The organism is Micromonospora echinofusca (assembly GCF_017614955.1).
Lineage (GTDB): Bacteria > Actinomycetota > Actinomycetes > Mycobacteriales > Micromonosporaceae > Micromonospora > Micromonospora echinofusca_A.
In genome coordinates, this window is record NZ_WVUH01000419.1 from 1 (window position 1) to 5,520 (window position 5,520).

5 protein-coding genes are annotated in these 5,520 nt (G+C 73.6%); 3 read left to right on the forward strand and 2 right to left on the reverse strand.

Annotation, left to right across the window (positions count from 1 at the left end; all coding sequences use genetic code 11):
• The coding region (locus GSF22_RS29955; protein WP_307804450.1) for a glycoside hydrolase family 6 protein at positions 1 to 982 on the reverse strand (982 nt) is incomplete at its 3' end.
• A 213-nt stretch (positions 983 to 1,195) separates the two neighbouring features.
• Between GSF22_RS29955 and GSF22_RS29960 the strand changes: the two genes are divergently transcribed.
• The 3 genes from GSF22_RS29960 (at position 1,196) to GSF22_RS29970 (ending at position 3,972) form a co-directional block, all read left to right on the forward strand.
• Entirely contained in the window at positions 1,196 to 1,708 is a 513-nt protein-coding gene (locus tag GSF22_RS29960; protein WP_208817276.1) for a metallophosphoesterase family protein, read from the forward strand.
• A gap of 123 nt (positions 1,709 to 1,831) precedes the next feature.
• Positions 1,832 to 2,800 (forward strand): NAD(P)/FAD-dependent oxidoreductase, encoded by a 969-nt coding sequence (locus GSF22_RS29965; RefSeq protein WP_208817272.1) that lies wholly within the window; start codon positions 1,832 to 1,834, stop codon positions 2,798 to 2,800.
• A 164-nt stretch (positions 2,801 to 2,964) separates the two neighbouring features.
• Positions 2,965 to 3,972, forward strand: coding sequence for an anti-sigma factor RsbA family regulatory protein (locus GSF22_RS29970; protein ID WP_208817273.1), 1,008 nt, complete (start codon positions 2,965 to 2,967; stop codon positions 3,970 to 3,972).
• On the opposite strand, the gene GSF22_RS29975 is transcribed toward GSF22_RS29970, so the two are convergent.
• On the reverse strand, positions 3,925 to 5,241 hold the full coding sequence (locus GSF22_RS29975) for a cation:proton antiporter (protein WP_208817274.1): 1,317 nt from the start codon (positions 5,239 to 5,241) through the stop codon (positions 3,925 to 3,927). The two genes, GSF22_RS29970 and GSF22_RS29975, sit on opposite strands and share 48 nt — an antisense overlap.
• Between the last annotated feature and the right edge of the window lie 279 nt (positions 5,242 to 5,520).

Consider the following 5,520-nt stretch of genomic DNA (forward strand, 5'->3'; position numbering starts at 1 on the left):
GCGGGGTGGTGGGGCCGGCGGCGATGGCCAGGTCGTAGGCCCGCTGCGGGACGAACTGCCCGGCCGGTGCGATGCAGCCGTCGGACTCGCCCGGCAGCTTGACCCACAGGTAGGCGTCGATCGCCGCGTCACCGGTGGCGGTGGTGCTGGGGGTACCGATGGCCCGTCCGGCCGGGTCGCACCACTCCGAGCCGGCCGGTCCGTTGCCGTTGCGGCTGGTGTCGATCACGGCCTTCAACCGGGAGACCCCGGTCGCCGCGATGACGGCCTTGGCGTACGGGACCGCCTCGGCGGTCGTCCGGTAGTTCGACACGTTGACCGAGATGCCGTCGGCGCTGTTGGCGATGTCCGCGCCGTTCAGTCGGGCGGCGATCTCGGCGGGGGCGAGCCAGGCGGAGTGCCCGGCGTCGAAGTAGACCCGGGCCTGGGCCGAGCCGGCCTTGAGCTTCTTGCCGGCGTACGCCATCGAAGCCCTGGTCTCGGCCTGCTGGCCGGCGTTCTGGCAACTGGTCATGAGCGGGAGCACGTCCGGCTCCAGGACGATGGTGGCGGGGCGGCCGGCGAGTCCGGCGGCCACCTGGTCGACCCACTGCCGGTAGGTGTTGTGGTCCGGGGCGCCGCCGCCGCTGGCGCCGCTGCAGTCCCGGTTGGGGATGTTGTAGACCACCAGGATCGGGATCCGGCCGGCTGCGGCGGCGGCGCCGACCAGCGCGTCCACCTCGGCCCGGACGGTCGAGGTGTTGGTGGTGGTGAACCAGCGGGCCTGCGGCACGCTGGCGATCCGGTCGCGGATCACCGCGGCGCGGGAGTCGCCGGGGTTGGCGGCGACCCACCTCGCGGCCGAGGTCTGCGGGTCGACGTAGAAGGCGGAGTCCGCAGCGGCGGCGGGGGAGGGTTGCAGGGGGCCGACGCCCACGGCGGTGGCCACCGCGAGCGCGGCTGCGGCCACGCCCGCGCCGATGGCGGTTGATCGGGTTCGCACGGTACGACTCCTCGGATCGATCGAGACATCTTGATGGAAGCGCTCCCACGTAATCTCCCAAGGTACGGCTTTGTTGCCGGCAGGTGAAGAGCTGACGACGTACTTCCGGAGAACCGGCGCATCGACCGGTCGGCGGGCCGGCGTCGACCGGGCCGACGGTGGACGTCGATGAACGGCCGCCGGCGGACCCGGTCGGCTGCGAGAATCGACGGTGTGCTGATGGTGATCACCGCCGACACCCACGTCCCCAAACGCGCCCGCGACCTGCCCGGACCGCTCTGGCAGGCGATCGGGGACGCCGACGTGGTGGTGCACGCCGGTGACTGGGTGGAGCCGGACCTGCTCGACCGGCTGACCGCACGGTCCCGACGGCTGATCGGGGTGTACGGCAACAACGACGGCCCCGCCCTGCGTGCCCGGCTGCCCGAGGTGGCCCGGGTCGAGCTGGCCGGGTTGAAGCTGGCGGTGGTGCACGAGACCGGCCCGCGCACCGGCCGGGAGGCGCGCTGCGCCCGGACCTTCGGCGACTGTGACCTGCTCGTCTTCGGTCATTCGCACATACCGTGGGACAGCGTCGCCCCGGGTGGCCTGCGCCTGCTCAATCCCGGCTCGCCGACCGACCGGCGGGCGCAGCCGTACGCGACCTTCCTGACCGCCCGGGTCACGGCGGGGCGGCTCGACCGGGTCGAACTGCACCGCCTCCCGCCACGCCCGGCGTCGTCCTGATCCACCGGACCCCTGCGGGTGACCGTCCCGGACGGCGGGCCGGCGCGCACCCGCGCCCGAACTGCTCCCGGGCCGGGCGATCCGTGCCCCGGACCGAGGGGCCTCGGCCGATACGATCATCCGATGAGTACCGAACGGGCCGGGGTCGTGGTGGTGGGCGCGGGCATCTCCGGCCTGTCCTGTGCGCGGGTGCTGGTCGACGCCGGTGTCCCGGTGCAGGTCCGGGAACGCGGCCGGGTGCCGGGGGGCCGGATGGCCAGCAAACGGTTCGACGGGCGTCCCGCCGACCTCGGCGCGGCCTACTTCACGGTCAGCGACCCGGATTTCGGTGCCGTGGTGGAGCGCTGGCGGGCGGCCGGGTTGGCCCGCGAGTGGACCGACACCTTCGTCTCCTACGGTGCCGACGGCCGGCGTACGGTCACCGGCCCGATGCGCTGGGCGGCACCCCGTGGCCTGCGCTCGTTGCTGGAGGCGTTGGCCGACGACCTGCCGGTGGTCACCGACCGCCTGGTGACCATGGTGGGGCCGGGGCCGTCGGTGGACGGTACGCCGGTCGGCGCGGTGGCACTGGCGATGCCCGGTCCGCAGGCCGCGTGGCTGCTCGACCCGAACCTGATGGCGGCGACCCGGGCGGCGCAGGAGCAGCGCTGGCTTCCGACGCTCACCGCCGTGCTGCGCTTCCCCCGTCGCTGCTGGGTGGACTTCGCCGGGGCGTTCGTCAACGACCACCCGTTGCTCACCACCGTCTGCGACGACGGGGACCGCCGGGGTGACGGCGCGCCGGTGCTGGTGGCGCACACCACGGCCGGGTTCGCCGGGCAGCACCTGCCCCAGCCGACGGCGGCCGGTCCGGCGATCGAGCGGGCGGTGCGGGACCTGCTGGGCCTGCCCGAGCCGGCGGCGCACATCCACGTGCACCGGTGGACGTACGCCCGGCCGGAGACCCCGGTCGACGGTGCGTACCACCTCGACGACGACGGCATCGGCCTGGCCGGGGACGCCTTCGGCCCGTCCCGGGTGCAGACCGCGTGGTTGTCGGGGCGGGCCCTCGGCCGGGCCATCGCGGACCGGCTCGGTACGCCCGCCGGCTGACCCGGAGTCCCGACCGGTGACCGGCGCGCACGGCGGCGACGGTGCCGACGGTACGCAGAGTCGGGTGGCCGATCTCGGCCTGCCACCGGTCGGACCGGGGAAGTATCGTGCGGGGTGGAGGTGGGTGAACGTGACCTGGCCGGTGGACGATCAGCGATGTCGGCATGCAGGCTGACCCGGGTGGGTCGTCGGCATTCGGCGGGCTGCGGCACGAGGCCCTGTTCTACACGGGGGACAGCGACTACGTCGCCGGGGTCGGCGGGTTCGTCACCGCCGGGCTGGCCGCCGCCGAACCGGCCCTGATCGCGGTACCCGGCCACCGGCTCGACCTGCTCCGGCCCCTGGTCGGCGCGGACGCTCCGGTGACCTTCGTCGACATGACCGAGGCGGGGCGCAACCCCGGCCGGATCATCCCCGGGGTGCTGCACGCCTTCCTCGACCGGCACCGCGACCGGTCGGTCCGCATCGTCGGGGAGCCGATCTGGCCGGGACGGTCGGCGGTGGAGTACCCGCGTTGCGTACAGCACGAGGCTCTGATCAACATCGCCTTCGCCGATCGGCCCGCCGTGATCCTCTGCCCGTACGACGCGGTCGGGCTCGACGAGGTGGCCCTGACCGACGCGGCCCGTACCCATCCGGTGCTGGTCCGGGACGGGGTGACCACGACCAGCCCGCACTACACCACGCCGGAGGCGGTGGTCGACGGGTTCAACCGTCCGCTGGCCGCGCCGGACGGCCCGGTCGCCGACCTGCGCTTCGACGCCACCGGCCTGTCCGCCGCCCGGGCCCTGGTCGGTGCCGCCGCGACCGGGGCCGGACTGTCCCCGGAGCGGGTGGACGACCTGCGGATCGCGGTCACCGAGCTGGCCACCAACGCACTCACCCACGCGCCGACGCCGGCGACCCTGCGCGTGTGGGTCGAGCCGGCGGCCCTGGTCTGCGAGGTCACCGGTGCCAGCGTGCTCACCGACCGGCTCGCCGGCCGGATCCCGCCGTCACACCGTAGCGACCGGGGGCGCGGGCTGGTCCTGGTCAACCAGCTCTGCGACCTGGTCGAGATCCACACCGACGAGGGGTCGACGACGATCCGGCTGCACCTGACCCGCCCCGGGGGCACCCCGGGGTCAGCCGGTACCGCCGAGGGCGGGTTCGCGCTCGCCTCGCCCGGCTGACCGGCCGCCGTCCCCGCCGGCGGGCTGTTCGCCCGTCCGTTGGCCCTTCCGGTCCAGCAGTTGCATGACCGGGGTGGCGGCGATGCCGTGCAGCACCACCGACACGATGACCACCAGTCCCACCGTCGCCCACACCAGGTCGGCCTGGGGGAAGTCGGCCTTGGCGGTGGCGTAGGCGAGGTAGTAGAACGAGCCGACGCCCCGGATGCCGAAGAAGGAGATCACCCAGTGCTCGGCGGGGCGTCCGGGTGCCCCGCGTAACGAGAGCCAACCGAACACCGGCCGGAAGACGAAGACCAGGGCCAGGCCGACCAGCGCCGCCTGCCAGGTCAGCGGGGCCAGCAGACCGCCGACCACGGCGCCCCCGAAGAGCAGGAGCAGCAGTACGGTGAGCAGCCGCTCGATCTGCTCGGCGAAGTCGTGCAGCACGTTGTGGAACTCGTGGGACCGCTCGGCGGCCCGGATCGCCCGGGCGGCGCAGAACACTGCCAGGAAGCCGTAGCCACCGACCACCTCCACCAGCCCGTACGCCAGGAACGTGGCGGCCAGGGCGAGGAAGCCCTCGGCGTGCCGGGCCAGCCGCAGCTCGGACGGGGCGCGGAAGAACAGCTTGCCGAGCAGCCAGCCGATCAGCAGGCCACCCGCCACACCCATGCCCACCTTGTAGAGCACGTCGACGCTCAGCCAGCGACCGAACCAGTCGCCGGGAGCGAGGCTGGTCGTGGCGATGGCGATGGCCGCGTAGACGAACGGGAACGCCAGTCCGTCGTTGAGGCCGGCTTCGCTGGTCAGCGCGAAGCGCACCTCGTCCTCGGAGTCCTCCACGTCGGTGGGTTCGCCGACCTGGACGTCCGCGGCGAGGACCGGATCGGTGGGGGCGAGTGCGGCGGCGAGCAGCAGGGCGGCGGCCGGTACCAGCCCGGCCCATGCCCAGCCGAGCAGGGCGACCGCCGCGATACTCAGCGGCATCGCGATGGCCAGCAACCGCCACGTCGACGACCAGCGGCGTCGGCCCAACGGGCGGTCGATCTTCAGGCCGGCGCCCATCAGGGCGACGATCACCCCGATCTCGGTCAGATGGGTGGCGATGTCGGGGTACCGCAGCGGGTCCGGGTCGGGCAGGCCGACCGGCAGCAGCCACACCGCCATGCCCAACGCCAGGAAGGCGATCGGCATGGACAGCGGGCGGTGCTCCAGCACCCTGGGCAGGATGCCGGCCAGTAGCGCCCCCACACCGACCAGAGCGAATGCCACATCCACCGGTTCCACGCCACCCACCCCTCGCACGGCCCGCCGTGCGGCAGGTGGTGCCTAGCGTTTCCCTGCGCGGCACCCCGCCAAGCGTCCGGACGGCAGTGAAGTGAATCGCTTCCAGGTTGTGGCTGCCCGACCCCGGGCGGTCAGGCCGGGTTCCGCAGCAAGCCAGCAGCCTCACCAGCCAGCAGGCATCAGCCCCACCAGCCACCCCGCCGGCCGGCCTTTGCTCTGCTTCAGCGGAGGCGACAGTTTTCCGGTCCCGGTGTAGCCGTGACTGAAGCAGAGCAAAGG

Coding starts and splice junctions, on each gene's coding strand:
- GSF22_RS29965 (WP_208817272.1), top strand. CDS start 1,832: ATGAGTACCGAACGGGCCGGGGTCGTGGTGGTGGGCGCGGGCATCTCC.
- GSF22_RS29970 (WP_208817273.1), top strand. CDS start 2,965: ATGCAGGCTGACCCGGGTGGGTCGTCGGCATTCGGCGGGCTGCGGCAC.